Consider the following 21,939-nt stretch of genomic DNA (forward strand, 5'->3'; position numbering starts at 1 on the left):
TTACAGTTCGATTTCGCCCTCCGGCGGGGTGTCTCGCATCTCCTGCGGGGTCTTGCGGCGGATGATGATGTCACCGTTGGGCAGAACCTCGGGGGCGTGATAGGCGCTCAGATCGCCGACCTGATCCATCAGGTCGCGCAGCGCCGGGCCCATCTCCTCGACGAACTGCCGCAACGCGGGTTCCATCTCTTCGGCGCGGTCCTGAAATTCCTCCAGCGCCGGGCCCATCTCGCGGCGGATCCCCTCCCAGAAGAGCCGCGCGCCCTCTTCCATAAGCGAACGGCCCTCATCCTCGGCCTCCTGCGCGAGGGCGGGAGCGGAGAGGGCAAGCGACAGGGCAAGGATCAGATGACGGTATTTCATATGTCCAATATAACACCCCCCGGTGGCGATTTTAAGATCACAGCTCGATATCCAGCGTCAGCGGAAAATGATCCGACGCCGTGAGCAGCGCATCGCGCATCAGCGGCGTGCGCCAGCAGTCGGGGTCGTCGAACGGATGCCAGATGCGCCAGACCGGGCGGCGCGCCATCAGATCGGGCGAAATCAGGATATAATCCAGCAGCGCCTGCATATAGCGTTTCTGATCACGCAGGTAGAACCGCGAGGTGCTGTGGCTTGCCCCGATCCTCTGCGTCAGCGCCGCGCGCGCATGCGGATCATAAAGGGATTGTGCCGCGTCGTTCCCCTCGCCCGCGATGATCTCGACCGAGGAGCGGCCGAAGAGATGCTCGTATTCATCCAGCCCCGGGCCGTCATTCAAGTCGCCCATCACCATCAGCGCATCGCCCGCCGCCAGATGCGCCTCAACCCGTTGCCGCAGCCAGACCGCCTGCGCCAGTTGCTTGCGGCGGTTGGCAATCCCGATGCGCATCGCCTCGTCGCGGCTCTTGGCCCCGTGCGGCGCCTTCGATTTGAGATGTGTGCCAATGAGCCGAAGCGTGTGGCCCGACGCCATCGTCACCGCCACCTCCAGCGGCGGTTTGGAAAAGCTGACCCGATCGGCGCGGTCATCAACATCGAGATCGATGCGGAACTGCCCGTCAAAGCGGGGCATGTCATCCTCTTGCGGGTCATGCGCGGCGCTTATCACGTCCGGATCATAAAGAAGCGCAATCTCCTGCTGCGTGTCATTGGCAAAACCGATCAGCGCCCGCCGCGCCCGCAGCCCGGCCCAGCCTGCGAACACCTCCAGCGCCGTCACGGTGCTGCGCCGCGCGTTATGATCAGGGGCCTCGATCACCATCACCGCATCGGCGTCGAGCGCACCGAACACCACCCGCAGCGCCGCCAGCTGATCGGCCCGTGTCACGTCGTAGCGCGCCGACCACTGCGCATCGTCGAGCATCCGCCCGGCATCGTCAAAGAGCGCGTTGAACCATTCGACGTTATAGGTGGCGATCCGCATCGGCCCGCGCCTCGCTGATCTCCTCCCAGGCGCGATTGATATCGACCAGCCGCTTTTCGGCCAGCTTGACCGCCTCTTTCGGCACGCCGCGCGCCTGCATCCGGTCGGGATGGCAATCGCGCACCATCCGCCGCCAGATCTTGCGGATCTCCGCCAGCGGCATATCCGCCGCCACCCCCAGAACCGACCAGGGATCGGGATGCTCGCCTTCGACAAAACGCGACCGCAACCGGCGAAACCGCGCCTCTTCCAGCCCGAAAATATCGGCCACGCGCGCAAGAAACGCATCTTCCTTGGGGTGATAGACGCCGTCGGCAAGCGCGATATGAAACAAACCCTCCATCAGGTCGGCAAGAGTATCGGGGGCCTCCTGAAACATCCGCGCGATGCGGCGGGCATAATCCTCGTATCCGGCCACGTCCTGCCGGGCGAGGTTGAAGACGCGGGCCGCGTTATCCTCTTCCTCCTGCGCGATCTGGAACACCTCGCGAAACGCCGTCACCTCGTCGCGCGTCACCAGCCCGTCGGCCTTGGCCATCTTGGCCGAGAGCGCGATCACCGCGATGGTAAAGGCCACGCTGCGCTCGGGCGGGCTGCGCAGGCGGTCGAAAACAGCCGTCAGGCTCTCGCCCTTGGCCAGCGCCTGCAACGCCTCTGATATGCGGGTCCAGATCGACATGGCCGAGACCCTACCGCCAATCGCGCGCGCTGTCAGCGCAAACCGTCACAGCCGCTTGTGCAAAAGCACCAGATCCATCCAGCGCCCGAATTTCTGCCCCACCTCGGGCAGGCGCGCACCTTGGGTGAAGCCGATGGCGCGGTGAAACGCAATGGCCCCCTCGTTTTCACCGCTCACCGCGGCGATCAGCACATGGATGCCCTGCGCACGTGCCTGCGCCTCCAGCCGAGCCATAAGCGCACGACCCACACCGCGCCCGCGCGCACCGGCCCCGAGGATCACGCTATGCTCAGCGGTTTTGGCATAGCCGGGCCCGGCGCGAAACGGGCCGTAAGTGGCAAAGCCGAGGATTTGGCCCGCCGCCTCGGCCACGAGGAAGGCATCGCCGCGCGTGGCCAGATCATCCGCCAGCCCACGTACCGTCTTTTCCACCGTGGTGAAGGTCACAGAGGTGTCGCGAATGAGCGGGTTCCATATGTCGAGGATCGCAGGAATATCCTCGTTCGCCGCCCTGCGGATGATCATTCCAGCACCCTCACACCGTGCGGCGTGGCGATCTCGGCGCGCAGGCCCGGTGCGCCCGGCTCGAACACCACGCGCGGATCGCTCAGATCGCTCAACTCTACGCGCAACGCGCCCGCCTCGGGATGCGCCACGACCAGCCGCTCCAGCCGCGCCCCCGAAGCCGCCAGCCGCGCCGACGGGTGCCCGCCCGCCTGCCATTCGATCAGCGCCGGAAAGCGGTTGTCGAAGGGCAGCACACCATCCCCCGGAACCGCCATACGCCAGCGCAGATCGCCGCGCGCCAGATCGACCGCCTCGCCCGCCGCCGGGTGGCACGCAATCACCGTATCCAGATCATCGACGGCACAGATCCAGTTCGAGAGGCGCGGCGCGCCATGGAACCGGTCGAGATCGAACCAGCGCGGATAACCGGGCGCAGGGGCCTCGGGATCGGTCGCGATCACCTCCAGATAGAGGCCATCGGCCAGCCCCATCAGCAGGTTATGCGTGCCGAAATACGCATGCCGCCCACCGGGCTGCAAGGGCAGTCCCAGCCGGTCCTCGACCACGGCGCGCCCCTCGTCGAGGGTCTGCGCCGCCACCGCCAGATGATCCAGCCGCATGCTCCGCTCCTTCTTCTTGGTCCAAATGCTCCGAACGACACTGCGGCGGGGCCGAACCCTGCCCGGCTCAGCCCCGCGCGGCCCGGATCAGACGCAGGATATCCTGCGCCGCCTCGGGGATATTGGTGCCGGGACCGAAGATTGCCTTGACGCCCGCCTTTTTCAGGAAGTCGTAATCCTGCTGCGGAATGACACCGCCGCAGATCACCAGGATATCACCCGCGTCGCGCGCCTCCAGCGCTTGGATCAGGCGCGGTGCCAAGGTCTTGTGCCCCGCCGCCTGAGAGCTGATACCGACCACATGCACGTCATTGTCGATGGCGTCTTGCGCGGCCTCTTCGGGCGTCTGGAAGAGTGGACCGACATCCACGTCAAAGCCGATATCGGCGAAAGCCGTGGCGATCACCTTGGCCCCCCGGTCATGGCCGTCCTGCCCCATCTTGACCACCAGCATGCGCGGTCGCCGCCCCTCTTTCTCGGCGAAATCCTCGACCGATTTCTGAATCGCGGCAAAGCCCTCATCGCCCTCATAGGCTGCACCGTAAACCCCGGCCAGCGTCTTGATCTCGGCGCGGTGCCGTCCGAATTCCTTCTCCAGTGCCATGCTAATTTCCCCCACAGTGGCGCGGGCGCGCGCGGCCTCGACCGCCGCGTCCAAGAGGTTGCCGCCCTCACGCGCGCGACGTGTCAATTCACCCAGTGCCGCGTCGCAGGTCGCCTGATCGCGGTTTGCGCGGATACGTTCCAGCGCCTTGATCTGGCCGTCGCGCACCTTGACGTTATCGACATCGAGAATGTCGATCGGGTCTTCCTTCTCCTTGCGATACTTGTTGACCCCGACGATCACCTCGTCACCGCGGTCGATCATCGCCTGCCTTGTCGCCGCCGTCTCCTCGATGCGCAGCTTGGGCATGCCACTCTCGACCGCGCGGGTCATGCCGCCCATTCCCTCGACCTCCTCGATCAACTCCCAGGCCTTTTCCGCCAGATCGTGGGTCAGTTTTTCCACATAATAAGAGCCCGCCAGCGGGTCGACCACATTGGTCACGCCGGTTTCCTCTTGCAAAATCAATTGCGTGTTGCGCGCGATCCGGGCGCTGAAATCGGTAGGCAGGGCAATCGCCTCGTCAAGCGCGTTGGTGTGCAGCGACTGCGTGCCGCCCAGAACCGCGCTCATCGCCTCATAGGCGGTGCGCACCACGTTGTTGTAAGGGTCCTGCTCCTGCAGGCTCACGCCGCTGGTCTGGCAATGGGTGCGCAGCATCTTGGATTTTTCCGATGTGGCACCAAACTCGGTCATGATCCGGTGCCAGAGCAGCCGCGCGGCGCGCAGTTTGGCGGCCTCCATGAAGAAATTCATCCCGATGGCGAAAAAGAACGACAGGCGCGGCGCGAAGCTGTCGACATCCATCCCGGCTTCGATCGCTGCCTTCACATATTCGCGGCCATCGGCCAGCGTATAGGCCAGTTCCTGCACAAGGTTCGCGCCCGCCTCCTGCATGTGGTAGCCGGAAATCGAGATCGAGTTGAAGCGCGGCATATGCTCCGCCGTATACTGGATGATGTCCGACACGATCCGCATCGAGGGCGCAGGCGGGTAGATATAAGTGTTGCGCACCATGAATTCCTTGAGAACGTCATTCTGGATGGTGCCCGACAGCGCCGCCTTGTCGTGCCCTTGCTCCTCGCCCGCGACGATAAACGATGCCAGCACCGGGATCACCGCGCCGTTCATGGTCATCGAGACGCTGACCTTGTCGAGCGGGATGCCGTCGAAGAGGATCTTCATGTCCTCGACCGAATCGATCGCGACGCCGGCCTTGCCCACATCGCCCTCGACCCGGGGGTGATCGCTGTCATAGCCGCGATGCGTGGCCAGATCGAAGGCCACCGAGACGCCCTGCTGCCCGGCAGCGAGGTTGCGGCGGTAAAAGGCGTTCGATTCTCCGGCCGTGGAAAAGCCCGCATATTGCCGGATCGTCCAGGGCCGCCCGGCATACATCGTGGCCTTGACGCCACGGGTGAACGGCGCCTCACCGGGAATGCCGCCCAGATGCGGCAGGTCGGCCACGTCCTCATGGGTATAGAGCGGCTCGACCTCGATGCCTTCGAGCGTCTTCCATGTCAGCTCGTCCAGCGGTCGCCCGCGCAACTCACTCTCTGCGATCCTACGCCAGTCGTCTTTCTTCGATGCCATTGTCTTGTCCTCTTGTCGTGCGGCCGTCGGGCGGATGTTTCCCCGCCTCGTTCGGTCCGGTTTCCTCTATCAGTCGGGCCAGACCATCCGCCCCGGCCATCAGCCAGAAGAGATCGTCTGCATAGGCCTCTTGCAGGGCCTGTTTCTGGTATTGATCAAAGGGCTGCCAACGCCCCTCCCCCTCGGGCAAAAGGCCAGCATCGCCACCGCGCGCCGCCACCGCCCGGCGCAGTGCGGCAAGGTCGGGCGCGCGGTTCAACCAGACGCGCGCCGCGTGGTGCGGCACCTCTGGCAGCCCGGTCATGTGGTGCAGCAGGTCCTCGGGCCGCGAGCCATGGCGCTCATGCGGCAGCACCACGAGATCGACGCCTGGCAGCGCGCAGGCCATATCGCCGATCACCTCGCGCCAGTGCCGATTGACGGTGATCAGGCGGTCGAGATCGCCCGCCTCCGGCAGGCGGTGCCCGCGCGCGACGCCATAGGCCAGCGCCGAGGACCACCAGGCATCCTGTCCCCGGATTGAGACCGCCACACGGCTGATCCGCCCGTCAAACGCATGGGCAAAGCGCGCCATCCGCTCGCCCGCACCGTCATAGAGCCGTCCCTGCCGCAAGTTGCGGCGGGCTGCGCCGATCATGTTCTCATCGCTCACCACGATCCGGCGCAGACCGGCCTTGCGCGCCTGTGCCAGCCGCAGCGCGATGCGCCCGCGCGCGCGATCCATCTGGCGGGCCGCGCTGTCGCCCCCGGGAAGGGGAATGACCCCGGTCAGGATACCTTCGCGCGTGACGTCGGGCCCCCAGTAACCGAAACCCTGCGCCGCGAGCGCGGCGGCATTGGCGCGCATGTAATGTTGAAAGCTCGTGGTTGCGGTGCGATGCGCCCCAAGGTGCAGGATGATCTCCATGGCCGGTCTCGCCTTTTGCCGATTTGCCACACGCCCCGTGCGGCGCATGATCCCGGACCACAGACTGCCCGCGAAACCTGACGATCCGATTAATCCGCGCGATTCCGTCTCCCCCCTGCATTCCCTCTTCGCAATCGCGCGCGCAGGGCCTATATCTTGCCCAGCAGGAGCCCCCATGAAACACATCTTATCATTTGTTTTCGCAGTCTTTACCGCCAGTGCTGCCCTCGCGCAGCAGGATGGCGGCGCAGGCCTCGACGGCATGATCGTCAAAGCGGATGAGATCAATTTGTACGAATTGAAATGGGTGAAACGTCCCCTTGTCGTGTTTGCCGATACGCCCAACGATCCACGATTTATCGAACAGATGGAATATATCGAGGGTCGGATTTCGGCGCTCGACGCGCTTGACGTGATCGTCATCACCGACACCGATCCCGCAGCCCAGACCGACATCCGGCGCAAACTGCGCCCGCGCGGCTTCGGGCTTGTGGGCATTGCCAAGGACGGGTCGATTTTCCTGCGCAAGCCGGCACCGTGGCACGTGCGCGAGATCATGCGCTCCATCGACAAGCTGCCCGCACGGCAACGCGAATTGCGCGAAGGCTCGGTCGGCGACAGTTGATCACGCTTCACCATCACGCCTCTCCCTGCACGACAATCAGATATCCCGCCGCCCGCGACATCAGGATCAGCGCGCCGCGCGTGTTATCCCAGGCCAGAACCGTCCCGGTCTCGTCGAGTGCATGGCGAAACGCGCTCTCGGTCAACTCAGTCATGCAGGCCCGCGCCTCCAGCCCCGCGCGCCGCATCGCCATGCCTGTGGGGCGGTGGTGATTGGCCATGGCCACCATCGCCATGTCCGCCCCCTGCCCCGGCATGTCGAGCGCCGCCGCGCCGCGAGCCGCAATCTCACGCTGCATCCCGTCCACGCTGTCAGTCACCGGCAGGGCCGATTTCACCTGCCCGGTGACCAGATCGTAAAGCCCCACTGCACAACCCCGCCGGGCCTCAAAGGCCCGCATCTCGCCAAGGGAAAACCATTGCCCCAGCCATACCCGCTGCGCCGCCTCGTCCTCTCGCTGACAGCCCGCCACAAGGGCAAGCGCCGCCAGACAGGCGAGCGCCACAGGGTTATGAGACAGGGTGCGGGTCATCCCCTCACTCGAATTCCATGATCACGTCATCCACCGCGAGGCTGTCGCCCGGCCCGGCATTGACCTTCGACACCACGCCGCGGCGCTCCGCGCGCAGGATGTTTTCCATCTTCATCGCCTCCACCGTGCAGAGCGCCTGCCCCTCCTGCACCTCGTCGCCCTCGGCGACGTTGACCTTGACGATCAGCCCGGGCATCGGACAGAGCAGCAGTTTCGATGTATCAGCGGCAAGTTTCTCGGGCATTAACGCCGCCAGTTTCGCCTGCCGGGGCGTGCGCACATGCACCTTGAGGTCGGCGCCGCGGCTGCGGATGCGGAAGCCTTGAGTGATCTTGCCCACCTTGAGCACCAGCGCATCGCCACCCACATCGAGCCGCGCCAGCGTGTCGCCCGGGGTCCAGTCGCTGCTGACGCGCAGGGTGGTGCCATCGTTGAATCGCACGCTCGCGCCTTCGCGGTCGGCGGCCACGGTCACCGGATAATCCTGCCCCTGAAGGCTCACCACCCAATCCTCGCCCACATGCCGCTCGTGGTTGTCCATCCGCCCCGAGACCCGGGTGCGCCGGATTTCCGCCACCCGGTGCATCGCCGCTGTGCTTGCCGCGATCCGGCGCAGCACGTCCTCGGGCAACTCCACCCCGCTGAAGCCTTCGGGATATTCCTCGGCGATGAAGGCGGTGGTCATGTCGCCGCTCACGAATTTCGGATGATCCATCACCGCGCTGAGGAACGGCAGGTTGTGACCGATCCCCTCGACCTCGAAGGCGTCGAGCGCGTTGCGCATGCCGTCGATGGCCGCCGCGCGCGTCGGGGCCCAGGTGCAAAGCTTGGCGATCATGGGGTCGTAATACATGCTGATCTCGCCGCCCTCATAGACGCCGGTATCGTTGCGCACCACGGCGCCCTCGATATCGATCTCCTCGGGCGGGCGGTAGCGGGTCAGACGACCGATCGAGGGCAGGAAGCCGCGATACGGATCCTCGGCATAGAGCCGGTTCTCGATCGCCCAGCCGTTGATTTTCACATCGTCCTGAGTGAGCGCCAGCTTTTCGCCATAGGCCACACGGATCATATGCTCGACCAGATCGACACCGGTGATCAGTTCGGTCACCGGATGCTCCACCTGCAAGCGGGTGTTCATCTCGAGGAAATAGAAATTGCGGTCGCCATCGACGATGAATTCCACCGTGCCCGCACTGGCATAGCCGACGGCATGGGCAAGGGCCAGGGACTGCTCGCCCATGGCGCGGCGGGTCTCCTCGTCAAGGAACGGGCTCGGGGCCTCTTCCACGACCTTCTGATTGCGGCGCTGGATGGAGCATTCACGCTCGTTGAGATACACGCCGTTGCCATGGCTGTCGCAGAGCACCTGAATCTCGATATGGCGCGGCTGTGTGACGAATTTCTCGATGAAAATCCGGTCATCGCCAAAGGAACTTGCCGCCTCGTTCTTGGAGCTTTGAAAACCCTCGCGCGCCTCCTCGTCACTCCAGGCGATGCGCATGCCCTTGCCACCGCCGCCGGCGCTGGCCTTGATCATCACCGGATAACCGATCTCGTTCGAGATCTTCACCGCCTCGTCGGCGTCCTCGATCAGACCCATATAGCCCGGAACGGTGCTGACATCGGCCTCCTGCGCGATCTTCTTGGAGGTGATCTTGTCGCCCATCGCCTCAATCGCCTTCACGGGTGGGCCGACAAAGGCCACGCCCTCGGCCTCTAGCGCCTTGGCGAATTTCGGGTTCTCCGACAGGAAACCATAGCCGGGATGCACCGCCTCAGCCCCGGTCTGGCGAATCGCCTCCATCACCTTGTCGATGACGATATAGCTCTCATTCGCGGGGGGCGGGCCGATATGCACCGCCTCATCCGCCATCTGCACATGCAGCGCGTTGCGGTCGGCGTCGGAATAGATCGCCACCGTCGCAATGCCCATCTTGCGCGCCGTTTTGATGACGCGGCAGGCGATTTCGCCCCGGTTGGCGATCAGGATCTTCTTGAACATGCTATCGGTCCCCTCTTGCAAGTCTTGGCCGCGCGTGAGCCCGCGCCTGGCCGGTTTGGCTCTTGACATGAAAAAGGCCACCGCTGCCCGAAGCAGCGATGGCCGGAATGGCATCGGTCCGCGCAGCGCGCGGGGTCCGGATCAGATCATCTGCAGCGCCCCGGATAGGCCTGACAGTACACCACGTTGCCCGCCGCCCCGACGGCCGCACCCGTGAGGACGCTACCACCCACCACGGCCCCCGTGACCGCCCCCGCGCCGCCGCCCAAAAGGGCCTGTTCTGGCACGCTGTCGCCACAGGCGGACAGCCCGGCAAGGGCAAGCAAGGCAAGAGGCAACACAGCTTTTGCGTGTTTTTTTCTTGGCGTTCTTTGTAGCGGCATGATCCGGCGTCTCCTTGTGCGTCTGGCTTTCGGTCCGAACCACAAGACGACAGGCCGCGCGCCGCGTCAAAGCCATTCCACGCCGCAGAGCCCGCACCGGCAATCCGCCGCCTACTGGGCCAACTCATTGTATTATTGAAAAAAGTGGGCGGCCTGCGCGTCTCTGCGCAGGGCCGCCCATTAGGGGAAGGGTAACGGACATGACAAAACGTCAAAACCGCTGGGGAACGGGTCTCCATTACCTCATCTACAGTCGCATGACGGCCATCAAAGGCCAAACCGAAACGGCGAAGCCGCCATGCATCGGCGGCGCTTTGCGCATTATTGCACGCCTTGCGCGAATTCATGCCGACCCCGAGGGCGCTCACGGGCTCTGCTCCTCGAACACCTCGGGGAAGGTCGCCTGCGCCACCTCAGGATCGAGGCGCAAGAGCGCGTCGTAGCTCTCTGGATCGAAAGGATCTTCTGCCGGTTTGACCTCGCGACCAAACAGCCAGCTCAGGCGCCCGGCATCAAGGTTGCCGCGCTCAAAAGGTGCGTCGCCGAAACACTCCCAGATCGCGCGCAAGAAGCCCGCATCGGCCCGCTTGTCGGCAGGACGGCGATCGCGGTAACGCTCGCGCGCAGTCAGCGGCGTGGCCCCCTTGGGATTGGCGCGGCGTATGGTGAATTGATAATCCGTACCGGGCAGACGCCCGGGAAATCCGCGATGCTTCAGCATGAGGCTCCCTCCCGATTACAGGGGAGCCGCGCGGTTGTCGGCTGCGGAGCGGGCGCGAACGCCCGCTCCGAACCAAGCCCGTCGGGCTTACTTGTACTTACCGGTGCTGACCGGCTCGGTCGAGATGGGCTCGGGCTCAACGACCACGAACTCTTCTTCCGCAGGTTGTGCGCAGGCTGCGACAAAGGCCACGAGGCCGATCGCGAGAACGCTCTTGATGCTGTTCGACATGTATTTCTCCTGTCTCTCGTATCTTCGTAAACAGGCGCGCGCAGACACAGGTCAGACGCCCGCCATGTGGGCGAGGTAAAGGTCGCTTGGATGCCACCCTCGTTTAAGCTAAAGGAATTTGCAAGATTTGAATACATCGAAAGCGCAAACCAACGCGCATGTGTCCACAAAGCCGCAGTGCGGCACCCCGATGAAAATCCCCGCCCAACATATTGTGCTCGCATCAAAACATCTCCCAATTGCAGGTGCCGCCCAAAGGGCTGAACGCCTCGAAAACCTGTGTGACAGCGGGATCGTAAACCCCGAATTCCGATGGTCTGTCGGCCAGCGAAATCACGATGCGCCCCGGTTGCGGACCGATATTGGATATCCTCGGCAGCGCATATCGGGTGCAGAGCCATTCCAGGTCCGTCATCACCGTCTCGAGCGCCTCGCCGCCGCCTTCCAACCCCTCCGCCACAAACCGAAAGCGATAGGTCAGACCACCGCCAGCGGGCTGGTCCGTCAGCACCTCCTGCACCCGCGCCTCCCGCCCCGAGGGCAGCCGCAGCGCCTCCTCCTGCGCCGCGGCTGCGGGGGCCTGCGTCAGCAGCACGAGCGCCATGCCCGCCGCCTGCTTCACCGCCCCGACCCCGTCCAGCGCGCCACGCGCGCCGGATCCTCGAAAAGGGCCGTGATCCGCGCCTCGGCGGCTGCGCGGGCGACACGCCCCGTCACCGCACCGCCCGCGCGGACCCGTAGGCCATCCGTCTCCCGCCAGATACGCACCACGGGGGCAAAGCCGCGCAAATGCCGCAAGGCGCGCCACATGTCCTGCCGCAGCCGATGCGCCACTCGGGCGCGCGACGCCTCGGGCAGGTGCCCCTCGACCGCCAAGTCGAACCGCGCAGGGACGCGCCGCGTCAATGTCACTGAGCCGTCCTCCTCTTCGATCAGATGCCAACGGTCCTTGTTCATCCTGCCACTCGGGGTTTCTTTTTGGCTGAAATACTCCGGGGGTTTGGGGGCTGGCCCCCAATTCGTCCGCCCTCAGAGCGGGATGTTGTCGTGTTTTTTCCAGGGCAACTTCTTCTTCTTGTTGCGCAGCGACGCAAAGGCCCGGCTCACCCGCATCCGCGTGCTGCGCGGCTGGATCACCTCGTCGATGAACCCGCGCTCGGCAGCAACGAAGGGGTTGGCAAAGCGGTCTTCGTAGCTCTTGGTATGCGCCGCGATCTTCTCGGCATCGCCCAGATCCGACCGATAGATGATTTCGGTCGCGCCCTTGGCCCCCATCACCGCGATCTCGGACGTGGGCCAGGCATAGTTGAAATCGGCGCGCAGATGCTTGGAGGCCATCACCACATATGCCCCGCCATAGGCCTTGCGGGTGATCACCGTAACCTTGGGCACCGTCGCCTCGCCATACGCATAAAGCAGCTTGGCCCCGTGCTTGATCACCCCGCCATATTCCTGCCCCGTGCCGGGCAGAAAGCCGGGCACGTCTACCAGCGTCAGGATCGGGATTTCGAAACAGTCGCAGAACCGCACGAAGCGCGCCGCCTTGCGGCTGCTGTCGATGTCGAGACAGCCTGCCAGCACCATCGGCTGATTGGCAACGACACCGACGGTCTGCCCTTCGAGCCGGATGAAGCCGGTGATCATGTTCTTGGCAAATTCGGCCTGTATCTCGTAGAAATCACCCTCATCGGCGATCTTGTGGATCAGTTCCTTCATGTCATAGGGCATGTTCGGATTGTCGGGGATCAGCGTGTCGAGGCTGGCCTCGACACGCCCCGGCTCGTCGAAGAACGGGCGTTTGGGGGGCTTCTCGCGGTTGTTGAGCGGCAGGAAATCCACCAGCCTGCGGACCTCTGCAAGCGCCTCCACATCGTTCTCGAAAGCCGCGTCCGCGACCGAGCTCTTGCGTGTATGCGTGACCGCCCCGCCCAGTTCCTCCGCCGTGACCTGCTCGTTGGTCACCGTCTTGACCACGTCGGGGCCGGTGACGAACATGTAGGAGCTGTCTTTGACCATGAATATGAAATCGGTCATCGCAGGCGAGTAAACCGCGCCTCCGGCGCAAGGGCCCATGATCACGCTGATCTGCGGCACCACGCCCGAGGCCTCGATATTGCGCTGAAACACCTCGCCATAGCCCGCAAGACTGTCGACGCCTTCCTGAATGCGCGCGCCGCCCGAATCGTTGATGCCGATCACAGGTGCGCCGTTTTCGACGGCCATATCCATGATCTTGCAGATCTTCTGCGCATGGGTGGCGCTGACCGAGCCGCCCAGCACGGTGAAATCCTGGCTGAACACATAGACCTGACGACCATTGATCGTGCCCCAGCCGGTGATCACGCCATCGCCATAGGGTCGGTTCTTCTCCATGCCGAAATCGGTGCAGCGATGCGCCATGAACATGTCGAATTCCTCGAAACTGCCCTCGTCGAGCAACAGTTCGACGCGCTCGCGCGCGGTCAGCTTGCCGCGCCCGTGCTGCGCCTCGATGCGGGCCTCGCCGCCTCCCAGCCGCGCATCGGCGCGGCGGCTTTCGAGTTCCTCCAGAATGTCTTTCATGGCGCTCCCCTTTTCTCTCTTGGCGCGCAGCATAAGGAGTGCGGCGCGCAGGACCAAACAGAATCCGGCAAATTTGCAAACGCTTGCAAAACGTCAATTGCAAAATTGTAAACTTGCTAATCAACTCCGGTTTTGCAACCTGACCCGATGGACATCCCCGAGCCCGCATCCTAGCCATGTGGGCATGAGCCCGGAACCCCGCGTCCGTTTCCTGGACCGCGCCACACCACCGCATATCTCGACACTGATCCTGCTTGCGGGGCTGTCGGCGCTGGCGATGAACATTTTTCTTCCCTCCCTGCCGGGCATGGTCGCGTATTTCAAGACCGAATACCGACTGATCCAGCTTTCAGTGGCGCTCTATCTGGGCGTCAACGCGGCGCTGCAACTGCTGATGGGGCCGATTTCCGACCGTTGGGGGCGGCGCCCGGTCATCCTGTGGGGGCTGGGCCTGTTCCTCGTGGCAACCCTCGGCTGTCTCGCGGCGCCCAATGTCTATGTTTTTCTCACCTTCCGCATGGTGCAGGCCAGCGTCGTCGTGGCGATGGTGCTCTCTCGCGCGATCGTGCGGGACATGGTGCCGCAGGACCGCGCCGCCTCGATGATCGGCTATGTGACCATGGGAATGGCGGTGGTGCCGATGATCGGCCCGGCCTTTGGCGGAATACTCGACGAGATCTTTGGCTGGCAGGCGAATTTCTGGCTGCTCTTCATTCTCGGCGCAGCGCTTTTCGCGCTCTGCTGGCGGGATCTGGGTGAAACCGCCCCGTTGACTGGGCGCACCCTGATGCAACAGTTCCGCGATTATCCCGCGCTGCTGACCTCGCGCCGCTTCTGGGGCTACGCGGCGGCGGCGGGGCTGTCTTCGGGGTCGTTCTTTGCCTATCTCGGCGGCGCGCCATTCGTGGGCGATCGGGTGTTCGGCCTGCCGCCGTCGACGCTTGGGCTACTCTTCGGTGCGCCCGCCATCGGCTATTTTCTCGGTAATTTCGCCTCTGGGCGCTACTCGATGCGCGTGGGTGTCAATCGAATGGTACTCTGGGGGGCGCTCTTCAACGCCGGTGGCATCGGGCTGAACCTGACGCTCTTCTACCTCGGCTTCGGCTCGCCGCTCACGTTCTTCGGGCTGATGACCTTCATGGGGCTCGGCAACGGCATGGTGATCCCCAATGCCACCGCCGGCGCGCTGTCGATCCGGCCCGATCTGGCCGGCACGGCAAGCGGGCTTTCGGGGGCTCTGATGATCGGACTGGGGGCCGCGCTCTCGGCGCTGGCGGGCATGTTGCTGACACCGGGCAGCGGGGCCGTCACGCTGCTGTGGATCATGTTCGCGACCGGGGTGGCGGCAGTGATTACGATCCTGCTAGTGATCCGTCGCGAACGCCGGTTGCGGCTGGCGGCCTGACGCGCGGACGTTGCCTCAGCCTGGCCCGATCATGAAGCAGGTCATCTGCTTGGCCTGCAGACGGCGGCAGGCCAGATCGGCGCTTTCGCGGGTCATTCCCATGAAATTCGCATCGAACCCGGTGGGCCGACGCACAACCTTGCGCAGGCTGCCATCTAGCGTGTTCATCTCCGAAAGGGCCGTCTTCAAGAGCACCTGACGAGCCTTGTATTCATTGGGGTAACGCCCGACATTCACCCCCCAATGCCGCCCGTCAGAGGTGGAGACACGGGTCACGACCTCGGCCACCGGATCGGCGGTTGTTGCGGGGAGGGCTGCGGCCGCAAGCGCGAGGTCTTCGGGGCGTGGCTCTGGCCGGACCGTGGCGGGCACGGCCTCGGCAATGGCGGCACTGCCCTGCGCGACATCGGCGGTTTCGGGGATCTCCTGCTCTACAGCCTCGGCGATGCCGATCTGCGCGGCCTGGAGGGCGCGTTCGATATCACCACTGTCGGCAATGACAGCGGGCGGCAACGTGGCTCCGGGCCGGGGCCGGGGGCGCAGGCTCTTGCGGACAGCAGCGGCGGCGGCAAGGCGCACGGTCTTGCCCGCAAGCGCCGGGCGCGCCTGACCTGCCGCGATCATCACCGGCTGGGTGCCCATCTTGCCCATGTAAGCCGGACGAGCGGGACGCGCGAGCGCCACCCGGCTCGGAGATTTACTGAAGCCGAGATCGAGCAATTCGGCGACCTTGGCATTGCGCGTGGCGGTCGAATTGCCGCCGAACACGGTGGCGATGATCCGCTTGCCACCGCGCTCGGCACTGGCCGTGAGGTTGAAGCCCGCCGCGCGGGTATAGCCCGTCTTGATGCCGTCGGCACCTCTGTAACTCTCGAGCAGACGGCGATTTGTATGGCTGACCGAGCGCACGCCCGCATACGTCGTGATGCGCGAGAATAGATTGTAATATTCGGGATAGTCGTAGAACAGGTGCCGCCCCAAGATCGTCATGTCGCGGGCGGTCGACAAGTGCCCGCTCTCGGTCAGGCCATGAGCGTTCTTGAAGGTGGTGCGGGCCATCCCGAGCGCCTTGGCGGTGCGGTTCATGCGCCGGGCGAATTGCGCCTCGGACCCCTCGATCGCCTCGGCGAGCGCAGTGGCCGCGTCATTGGCGGACTTCACCGCCGCGGCACGGATGAGATAGCGCAGCGCGATGGTCTGACCGGGACGCAGGCCGAGTTTGCTGGGTGGCTCGCTGGCGGCGAATTTGGAAATCCGCACCTTGTCGTCAAGACCGATCTCACCGTTTTCGACCGCCTCAAACACCACATAGAGCGTCATCATCTTGGTCAGCGAGGCCGGATGCAGCCTTGTATCGGCATTGCGTGAGTAAAGAACCTTGCCATTGCGCGCATCCATCACCAAACCCGCATATGGTGCCGCTACCGCGCTCAACGGCACGATCACCAACATCCAGAAGGTTGCGAACGCCAGCAGACCCCAACGGATCGGCATCCTGCCCCGTGTTTTCATAGAACTGCTCTTTTACTGCCTCGCGCCGCCGATTTTTCGGCTGACTTGTTTTATGAAATTAGCGTAGCACAAGAGCTTTTTCTTTTAAAGCGTTCATTCACAAGGAAATTTCGCCTGCCCAATGGCACGTGGAGGCAACATGTAGTAGTCACCCCGCGCGTATCCTCAAGATCAACCACAGGGTGCATCATGGAGGTAGAGTTAACCCTGTCGGATCACGGAAAATTGTCGCGCGCCCGATCAGCGGGATTGTTCGTGCTCGAAACGCTGACGCGCGATTGCCTCGTTGCGGTCGGCCTTTTGCTGATCGGCAAGGGCCTTTTCCACATAGTTGAGATGGGCGTTGATGGCCGCGCGGGCGGCGTCGGGATCTCGCGCCTGAATCGCGCTGTTGATCGCTCGGTGCTGATCGAGCAGAGCACCGCGCGTGGTGCGCTGCTTGAACATCACCTGACGATTGTAAAACACGCCCTCGCGCAGCAGCTGGAACATCGAACGCATCATATGCAGCATGATCACGTTATGGCTGGCCTCGATGATCGCCATGTGAAACTCGGCGTCGAGGCGTGCTTCATCCGCCGGATTGGTCTTCTTATGGGCGGCTTCCATCTTGTCCATGATCGCCTGAATCACCTGCAAATCGGTATCCGAGGCGAGGCGTGCGGCGCGGCAGGCGGCCAGCCCCTCGAGATCGCGGCGAAATCCGATATAATCAAACACCGCCTCGTCGTGATCGGCGAAGAGCCGGATCAGCGCGTCGGAAAAGGCACTGCCCAGCACATCCGCAACGTAGATGCCGGCCCCCGCCCGCGTGGTCAGCAGCCCCTTCTCCTGCAATTCGGCAATTGCCTCGCGCAAGGACGGGCGCGAGACGCCGAGTTTTTCGGCCAACTCGCGCTCGGCCGGCAGGCGTTCGCCGGGGCGCAGGATACCGCGCAGGATCAGCTTCTCGATCTGCCGTGTCACCGCTGCGGAGAGCTTCTCCGGAGTCACTCTTTGAAATGGCATACGCACGCCCCTTGAAAATTGGTTATACGATATGACCAACTTTTACTTGCGGCAAGCGGCGTGATATCAGAACTCCACCCCCGGCTGTGCCTTGACGCCCTGGCTGCGGAACGGATGCTTGATCTCCTGCATCTCGCTGACGAGATCGGCAAGCTCGATCAGTTCCGGCTTGGCGCTGCGCCCAGTCAGCACGACATGGGTCATCGGCGGCTTTTCCTCGGCCAGAAACAGCAGCACGTCGTCGAGGTCGAGATAGTCGTAGCGCAGGGCGATGTTGATCTCGTCCAGCAGCACCATCGCGTTGGCCTCGTCGCGGATCAGTTCCTTGGCCTTTTCCCAGGCGGCCTGGGCCATTTCGGTGTCGCGCTCGCGGTCCTGCGTCTCCCAGGTGAAACCCTCGCCCATGGTGTGAAACGCGCAGACATCGCTGAACCGGTCCTTGAGCAGGCTACGCTCACCGCTTGGCATGCTGCCCTTGATGAACTGCACCACGGCGCATTGCATGCCGTTGCCGATGCACCGCATGATCATGCCGAAGCCCGAACTGCTCTTGCCCTTGCCGTTGCCGGTATGGACGATGATCAGGCCCTTTTCCTCGGTCTTGGTCGCCATCATCCGGTCACGGGCGGCCTTGATACGCTTCATCTTTTCGGTGTGGGCCTTGGGGTCAAGGGCCATGCGGTCTCTCCTGTGTCGAACTGCGTTGCAAGGAACGTTTGGCAGAGCCGCGCGCGCGTGCAAAGGATATTCGTGATCGCCGGGAAAGCTCTTGTTAACCGATCCGCGCGCAGGCTGCGGCATGCGTTGGCCGTTTGTTGTCCTTTGTTTGCTGCTCGCCGCCTGCAACGCCCCCGGACCGGGGTTTCACGGCGTGGTGCCGGTGCGCGTGGCAGTTGGGCAGAGCATGTTCGACGTGCGCATCGACGGGCTCTGGGCGCAGGCGATCCGCCTCACCCCGGAATGGGCCCCGCGCCCGGCCGCCGTCATCCCGCGCGCAGTGGCGGCGATGGAGGGGGTCAGCGGCTGTCGCGTGGCGCGGCTTGGCGGCGATCAGGCTGTGATGGTGGCGCAACTCGATTGCGGCGCGGGCGCGCCGCCGCCTGCGCCGCCGAGCTTTACCTGTCAGGTCGAGAAACTGGGGCATGGCGAGGCCGATCTGATCTGCCAACCGCGCCGTTGACACGGCGCGATGCTGCTTGATCGCGCGCGGTTTTGCAGCCAGAAGGGGCGTATCGCGCCCCTCGTCGGGGGCGCAGAGCCGAAAGGGCGAGATTCATGGATTACAAGGCAGCAAGCGCACCGAAAAAGGGCTCCAACGCCCCGCGTCACAAGGAACACAACGCGCCCGGGTCGCAAAAGAACCCGTTCGGCAAGCGCCCCTCCAAGGAAGAGCTCATTGCGCGGCTCAAGGCAAAGGCCACCAAGAAGGGTTGAACCTGACCGCACGGGCCCGATGGCGCCTGCCCCGGCCTTGCATCTTTGCTCCAAGGGCCTTAGGCGCTTGCGGGAGTGACCGCGCCCAAGGAGCCCGTCCACATGAAGATGCACGAGACCTTCATCAAGCCAATGCACCCCGACGGGCGCAAGTTCGTGGCGATCTTTGCCGCAATCACGCTGGTCCTGTTCATGCTCTGGGATGTGCTGGGATGGATGGGCGTGGGCCTCACCGTCTGGTGCTACTACTTCTTCCGCGACCCCGAGCGCGTGACCCCGCAACGCCCCGGCCTGATCGTCAGCCCGGCGGACGGCATCGTGTCGCTGATCGAGCCCGCCGTGCCGCCCGCCGAACTGGGTCTGCCCGATACGCCGCTCACCCGCGTGAGCGTGTTCATGAGCGTCTTCAACTGTCACGTGAACCGCGCCCCGGCGGCGGGCAAAGTCCATGCGGTCGCCTATCGCCCCGGCAAGTTCCTCAACGCCTCGCTCGACAAGGCGAGTGCGGATAACGAGCGCAATGGCATCGTAATCGAGATGGACGACGGTCGCCTCTTGCCGGTGGTGCAGATCGCCGGGCTGGTGGCGCGGCGCATCATCTGTTTCGTCGGCAAGGGCAGCGCGCTGTCGCGCGGCGAACGCTTCGGGCTGATCCGCTTCGGCTCGCGGCTCGATGTCTACCTGCCCGATGGGGTGGTCCCGCAAGTGCGTGTGGGGCAGACCATGGTGGCCGGTGAAACCGTCATGGCGGAGCTCAATCGGTGACCAAACCCCCGCGCAATCCTCCCCGCAAAGAGGTCACGCTGGCGCAACTTCTGCCCAACATGCTGACCGTGGCGGCGATCTGCGCGGGTGTCACGGCGATCCGGATGGGGGTGCAGGGCGACTATGTGCGCGCGGTGCAGCTTCTGCTCATCGCTGGGGTGCTGGACGGGCTAGACGGGCGGCTGGCGCGGCTTTTGCGCAGCAGCAGCGCGATGGGTGCCGAACTGGATTCGCTTGCCGATTTTCTCAACTTCGGCGTCGCGGCACCACTGGTGGTGTATTATTGGGGCCTTCAGGATGTGGCGCGTCAGGCCGGCTGGATCGCGGTACTGTTCTTTGCAGTCTGCTGTGTGATGCGGCTGGCGCGGTTCAATGTTTCGGCCAAATCCGAGGACACCAAGGGGGGATCGGGGGCCTATTTCGAGGGGCTGCCGTCGCCTGCGGGCGCGCTCCTGGCGATGTTGCCGATGTTTGTCACCTTTGCCATTCCGGGTATGTCGACCCCGCCCGCCCCGCTGATCGGGCTTTACATGGCCGGGGTGGGCCTTCTGATGATTTCGCCGGTGCCGATCTGGTCGTTCAAGAAAACCAAGATTTCGCGCGAGAACGTGAAATATTTCCTGCTCGGCTTTGCCTGCGTCGCCGCCGCGCTCGTGCTCTTTACCTGGGCGGCGCTGATCGTGATGTGTCTGGCCTATGTCGCGATTGTCATCTGGGCGTCCTTGATCTGGTATCCGAAGGACCGATCTGGGTGAGAGGTGAAGCGAGGTGAGCGATGGAACTTGAAGCGGTAAAGAACTCCTACGCCCGGTGGGCCCCGGTCTATGATGCGACATTCGGCCGGATCACCCATGCCGGGCGGCGCGAGGCGGTGCGCCATATCAACGCGCGCGGCGGGCGCGTGCTGGAGGTGGGCGTCGGCACCGGTTTGTCGCTTGAGGCCTATGATCCCGCCCTTCAGGTCACAGGCTTCGACTACAGCGAAGACATGCTGCGCAAGGCGCGCGCGCGTGTGGCGCGGCGCGGACTGGAACATGTCGAGGCGCTGCGCCAGATGGATGCGCGCGACCTCGATTTCCCCGATGCCAGTTTTGACACCGTGGCGGCCATGCATGTGCTGTCGGTGGTGCCCGAACCCGAACAGGTGATGACCGAGATCGCCCGCGTGCTGCGCCCTGGCGGGCAGGTGGTGATCACCAACCATTTCCGCCACGAACGCGGGGTCTGGGCAGGCCTCGCCCGCGCCGCCGCCCCGCTGGAGCGGGTGCTGGGCTGGCATTCGGATTTCGAGATCGACACCGTCCTGCAAGACCCGCGCCTGCACGTGATCACCCGCAGCGACCTGCCGCCGATGGGGATGATGACCTTTCTGGTGCTGGAAAAGCGGGTGAATTGAGTGTGGGAAGGACGCAGCAATACTGAGCGGTGCCTATACCGTCCAGAGCGGCATCGGTTGCACGCCGCGCCACGCTAGCGGAGGGGCCTTCATGCGCCTGATTTTTCTTCTCGCCGGACTCATCCCCGCAATGGCCACCGCAGAACCGGTGCAGATCGCCGGGCCTCTCGGACCGCTAGAAGCGGAGCAGATCGAGGTCGGGGGCGCGGCGCATGCCGTGGTCATCGTGCCGGGGTCCGGGCCGACGGACAGGGACGGGAATTCTCCCGGAGCGAGCCTATTGACGGACAGCTACCAATTGCTGGCCCAGGGGCTGGCGCAGAAGGGAATCGCCTCGCTGCGCATCGACAAGCGCGGCTTCTACGGCAGCGCCGCCGCGATCGCCGATCCGAACGCGGTCACGATCGGGGCCTATGCCGGGGATGTCCGCGACTGGGTCGGCCATGCTGCAGACCTTGCCCCATGCGTCTGGATCGCCGGGCATTCCGAAGGGGGATTGGTCGCGCTGGTCGCGGCGCAAGACCCGCCGGATTCGCTCTGCGGTCTGATCCTGCTGGCGACGTCGGGACGACCGACAGGGCGATTAATGATCGAACAGTTCGAGGCCAACCCGGCCAATGGCCCCCTGATGCCTGAAATCAGGTCCATCGTGGCCGACCTCGAAGCTGGCAAGACCCGCGACCCGGCCTCTGTCACCCCGGTTCTGCAACCGCTCTTTTCTGTAGGCCTGCAGCGCTACATGATCGATCTTTTCTCTCACGATCCCGTGGACCTCGCCAAGGGGTGGCAGGGCCCTGCGCTGATCGTTCAGGGAGACGCGGATTTTCAGGTCCGGCCCCATGATGCCGATCTGCTCGAAAGCGCCCTGCCGCAGGCGCGCCGGATCGATCTTGCCGGGGGCACGCATATGCTGAAGGCGGCGGTGCCCGGCAGGCCCTTTGCCACCTATACCGACCGATCCCTGCCGCTCCACGACGCGCTTTTACCGGGCATTGTCGCCTTCATCGACGAGGCCTCGTCCCGCCGATGAAGACAACCGGCC

26 protein-coding genes are annotated in these 21,939 nt (G+C 64.2%); 8 read left to right on the forward strand and 18 right to left on the reverse strand.

Going from position 1 to position 21,939, the window contains the following annotated elements; all coding sequences use genetic code 11:
• The 7 genes from BHD06_RS11080 to BHD06_RS11110 form a co-directional block, all read right to left on the reverse strand.
• Nucleotides 1-363, reverse strand: coding sequence for a hypothetical protein (locus BHD06_RS11080; RefSeq protein ID WP_080457086.1), 363 nt, complete (start codon nt 361-363; stop codon nt 1-3).
• A 37-nt stretch (nt 364-400) separates the two neighbouring features.
• Nucleotides 401-1,408, reverse strand: a complete 1,008-nt coding sequence (locus BHD06_RS11085) for an endonuclease/exonuclease/phosphatase family protein (RefSeq protein WP_080457087.1) — start codon at nt 1,406-1,408, stop codon at nt 401-403.
• Nucleotides 1,389-2,087, reverse strand: coding sequence for a molecular chaperone DjiA (locus tag BHD06_RS11090; protein ID WP_080457088.1), 699 nt, complete (start codon nt 2,085-2,087; stop codon nt 1,389-1,391). The genes BHD06_RS11085 and BHD06_RS11090 overlap by 20 nt, the downstream gene beginning before the upstream one ends.
• 45 nt (nt 2,088-2,132) lie before the next feature.
• Nucleotides 2,133-2,612: a GNAT family N-acetyltransferase gene (locus tag BHD06_RS11095; RefSeq protein ID WP_080457089.1), complete on the reverse strand. Its 480-nt coding sequence runs from the start codon at nt 2,610-2,612 to the stop codon at nt 2,133-2,135.
• Nucleotides 2,609-3,214 (reverse strand): VOC family protein, encoded by a 606-nt coding sequence (locus BHD06_RS11100; protein WP_080457090.1) that lies wholly within the window; start codon nt 3,212-3,214, stop codon nt 2,609-2,611. The genes BHD06_RS11095 and BHD06_RS11100 overlap by 4 nt, the downstream gene beginning before the upstream one ends.
• Before the next feature lie 67 nt (nt 3,215-3,281).
• A complete protein-coding gene (scpA, locus tag BHD06_RS11105; RefSeq protein WP_080457091.1) occupies nt 3,282-5,411 on the reverse strand; it encodes a methylmalonyl-CoA mutase in 2,130 nt (709 codons plus the stop codon).
• Nucleotides 5,383-6,318, reverse strand: coding sequence for a hypothetical protein (locus tag BHD06_RS11110; protein ID WP_080457092.1), 936 nt, complete (start codon nt 6,316-6,318; stop codon nt 5,383-5,385). Before BHD06_RS11110 ends, scpA begins: the two co-directional genes overlap by 29 nt.
• Before the next feature lie 175 nt (nt 6,319-6,493).
• Between BHD06_RS11110 and BHD06_RS11115 the strand changes: the two genes are divergently transcribed.
• Complete coding sequence (locus BHD06_RS11115) at nt 6,494-6,943, forward strand: DUF4174 domain-containing protein (RefSeq protein ID WP_080457093.1); 450 nt, start codon at nt 6,494-6,496, stop codon at nt 6,941-6,943.
• A 13-nt stretch (nt 6,944-6,956) separates the two neighbouring features.
• Here BHD06_RS11115 and BHD06_RS11120 read toward each other — a convergent pair whose 3' ends face one another.
• The 8 genes from BHD06_RS11120 to BHD06_RS11150 all read right to left on the reverse strand — a co-directional run bounded on the left by BHD06_RS11120 (nt 6,957) and on the right by BHD06_RS11150 (nt 13,377).
• Nucleotides 6,957-7,475 (reverse strand): hypothetical protein, encoded by a 519-nt coding sequence (locus BHD06_RS11120; protein WP_080457094.1) that lies wholly within the window; start codon nt 7,473-7,475, stop codon nt 6,957-6,959.
• A gap of 4 nt (nt 7,476-7,479) precedes the next feature.
• The gene (locus BHD06_RS11125) at nt 7,480-9,480 is read right to left on the reverse strand and encodes an acetyl/propionyl/methylcrotonyl-CoA carboxylase subunit alpha (RefSeq protein WP_080457095.1); all 2,001 of its coding nucleotides are present in this window, start codon (nt 9,478-9,480) and stop codon (nt 7,480-7,482) included.
• A 146-nt stretch (nt 9,481-9,626) separates the two neighbouring features.
• Complete coding sequence (locus BHD06_RS24280; RefSeq protein ID WP_254892390.1) at nt 9,627-9,863, reverse strand: hypothetical protein; 237 nt, start codon at nt 9,861-9,863, stop codon at nt 9,627-9,629.
• A 364-nt stretch (nt 9,864-10,227) separates the two neighbouring features.
• Nucleotides 10,228-10,584 carry a hypothetical protein gene (locus tag BHD06_RS11135; protein ID WP_080457096.1) on the reverse strand — a complete coding sequence of 119 codons (357 nt, stop codon included), beginning with the start codon at nt 10,582-10,584 and terminating at the stop codon, nt 10,228-10,230.
• A gap of 87 nt (nt 10,585-10,671) precedes the next feature.
• Nucleotides 10,672-10,815, reverse strand: a complete 144-nt coding sequence (locus tag BHD06_RS23735) for a hypothetical protein (RefSeq protein ID WP_176214335.1) — start codon at nt 10,813-10,815, stop codon at nt 10,672-10,674.
• A 223-nt stretch (nt 10,816-11,038) separates the two neighbouring features.
• Nucleotides 11,039-11,419: a DUF6497 family protein gene (locus BHD06_RS11140; RefSeq protein ID WP_080457207.1), complete on the reverse strand. Its 381-nt coding sequence runs from the start codon at nt 11,417-11,419 to the stop codon at nt 11,039-11,041.
• Between the two features lie 14 nt (nt 11,420-11,433).
• The gene (locus BHD06_RS11145; RefSeq protein WP_080457097.1) at nt 11,434-11,772 is read right to left on the reverse strand and encodes a hypothetical protein; all 339 of its coding nucleotides are present in this window, start codon (nt 11,770-11,772) and stop codon (nt 11,434-11,436) included.
• 72 nt (nt 11,773-11,844) lie between these two features.
• Nucleotides 11,845-13,377 carry an acyl-CoA carboxylase subunit beta gene (locus BHD06_RS11150; protein WP_080457208.1) on the reverse strand — a complete coding sequence of 511 codons (1,533 nt, stop codon included), beginning with the start codon at nt 13,375-13,377 and terminating at the stop codon, nt 11,845-11,847.
• Nucleotides 13,378-13,561: 184 nt separating this feature from the next.
• On the opposite strand from BHD06_RS11150, the gene BHD06_RS11155 reads away from it, so the two are divergent.
• Nucleotides 13,562-14,782, forward strand: a complete 1,221-nt coding sequence (locus BHD06_RS11155) for a multidrug effflux MFS transporter (protein WP_080457098.1) — start codon at nt 13,562-13,564, stop codon at nt 14,780-14,782.
• Between the two features lie 15 nt (nt 14,783-14,797).
• On the opposite strand, the gene BHD06_RS11160 is transcribed toward BHD06_RS11155, so the two are convergent.
• The 3 genes from BHD06_RS11160 to cobO all read right to left on the reverse strand — a co-directional run bounded on the left by BHD06_RS11160 (nt 14,798) and on the right by cobO (nt 17,980).
• Nucleotides 14,798-16,294, reverse strand: coding sequence for a D-alanyl-D-alanine carboxypeptidase family protein (locus BHD06_RS11160; protein WP_080457099.1), 1,497 nt, complete (start codon nt 16,292-16,294; stop codon nt 14,798-14,800).
• Nucleotides 16,295-16,534: 240 nt separating this feature from the next.
• Entirely contained in the window at nt 16,535-17,302 is a 768-nt protein-coding gene (locus BHD06_RS11165; protein ID WP_080457100.1) for an FCD domain-containing protein, read from the reverse strand.
• A 66-nt stretch (nt 17,303-17,368) separates the two neighbouring features.
• A complete protein-coding gene (gene cobO, locus BHD06_RS11170; protein WP_080457101.1) occupies nt 17,369-17,980 on the reverse strand; it encodes a cob(I)yrinic acid a,c-diamide adenosyltransferase in 612 nt (203 codons plus the stop codon).
• A gap of 121 nt (nt 17,981-18,101) precedes the next feature.
• On the opposite strand from cobO, the gene BHD06_RS11175 reads away from it, so the two are divergent.
• The 6 genes from BHD06_RS11175 (at nt 18,102) to BHD06_RS11195 (ending at nt 21,927) form a co-directional block, all read left to right on the forward strand.
• Nucleotides 18,102-18,482: a hypothetical protein gene (locus tag BHD06_RS11175; RefSeq protein ID WP_080457102.1), complete on the forward strand. Its 381-nt coding sequence runs from the start codon at nt 18,102-18,104 to the stop codon at nt 18,480-18,482.
• A 95-nt stretch (nt 18,483-18,577) separates the two neighbouring features.
• Nucleotides 18,578-18,736 carry a hypothetical protein gene (locus tag BHD06_RS23740; RefSeq protein WP_176214336.1) on the forward strand — a complete coding sequence of 53 codons (159 nt, stop codon included), beginning with the start codon at nt 18,578-18,580 and terminating at the stop codon, nt 18,734-18,736.
• A gap of 102 nt (nt 18,737-18,838) precedes the next feature.
• Nucleotides 18,839-19,501, forward strand: a complete 663-nt coding sequence (locus BHD06_RS11180) for a phosphatidylserine decarboxylase (RefSeq protein WP_080457103.1) — start codon at nt 18,839-18,841, stop codon at nt 19,499-19,501.
• A 59-nt stretch (nt 19,502-19,560) separates the two neighbouring features.
• A complete protein-coding gene (locus BHD06_RS11185) occupies nt 19,561-20,256 on the forward strand; it encodes a phosphatidylcholine/phosphatidylserine synthase (RefSeq protein ID WP_080457209.1) in 696 nt (231 codons plus the stop codon).
• Nucleotides 20,257-20,276: 20 nt separating this feature from the next.
• On the forward strand, nt 20,277-20,897 hold the full coding sequence (locus BHD06_RS11190; protein WP_080457104.1) for a class I SAM-dependent methyltransferase: 621 nt from the start codon (nt 20,277-20,279) through the stop codon (nt 20,895-20,897).
• Nucleotides 20,898-20,988: 91 nt separating this feature from the next.
• Nucleotides 20,989-21,927, forward strand: a complete 939-nt coding sequence (locus BHD06_RS11195) for an alpha/beta hydrolase (RefSeq protein WP_080457105.1) — start codon at nt 20,989-20,991, stop codon at nt 21,925-21,927.
• Nucleotides 21,928-21,939 lie beyond the last annotated feature (12 nt).

Origin of the sequence: Roseovarius sp. A-2 (genome assembly GCF_002072155.1) — a bacterium.
Classification (GTDB): domain Bacteria; phylum Pseudomonadota; class Alphaproteobacteria; order Rhodobacterales; family Rhodobacteraceae; genus Roseovarius.